The organism is Synechococcus lacustris str. Tous (assembly GCF_003011125.1).
GTDB lineage: Bacteria > Cyanobacteriota > Cyanobacteriia > PCC-6307 > Cyanobiaceae > Synechococcus_D > Synechococcus_D lacustris.
In genome coordinates, this window is sequence record NZ_PXVC01000252.1 from 1 (window position 1) to 825 (window position 825).

Consider the following 825-nt stretch of genomic DNA (forward strand, 5'->3'; position numbering starts at 1 on the left):
TAATAAAACAGCTGCTGATCCTGATGGTGATGGAACAATTAGCTACCAGTGGCAATCATCTTCTGATGGCAACACCTGGGCCAATATCGGCGCTAATGCTGTTAACTACACCCTAACATCTGCAGAACAAGCAAAACAAATTAGAGTTCAGGTTTCCTACACCGATGCTCAAGCATTCACAGAAAAGCTAACAGTTGCCGCTGGAACCGTTGSTGCTATTGACGATGGTGATGCAGCCTTTAGCGTTTCTGGTACACCAACAGTTGGACAGGTTCTWACMGTTRMTAAAACARCTGMTGATCCTGATGGYRAYGGAACAWTTAGCTACCAGTGGCAATCATCTACTGATGGCAGCACCTGGGCCARTATCGGCGCTAATGCTGTTAATTACACCCTAACATCTGCAGAACAAGCAAAACAAATTAGAGTTCAGGTTTCCTACACCGATGCTCAAGCATTCACAGAAAAGCTAACAGTTGCCGCTGGAACCGTTGCTGCTATTGACGATGGTGATGCAGCCTTTAGCGTTTCTGGTACACCAACAGTTGGACAGGATCTTACCGTTGCTAAAACAACTGATGATCCTGATGGCAACGGAACATTTAGCTACCAATGGCAATCATCTACTGATGGCAGCACCTGGGTAAATATCGGCGCTAATGCTGTTAACTACACCCTAACATCTGCAGATCAAGCAAAACAAATTAGAGTTCAGGTTTCCTACACCGATGCTCAAGCATTCACAGAAAAGCTAACAGTTGCCGCTGGAACCGTTGGTGCTATTGACGATGGTGATGCAGCCTTTAGCGTTTCTGGTACACCAAC

At 45.6% G+C, this 825-nt stretch carries 1 protein-coding gene; it reads left to right on the top strand.

Going from position 1 to position 825, the window contains the following annotated elements:
- Positions 1-825: hypothetical protein (locus C7K08_RS15780; protein ID WP_206603895.1), on the top strand; the 825-nt coding region annotated here is incomplete at both ends.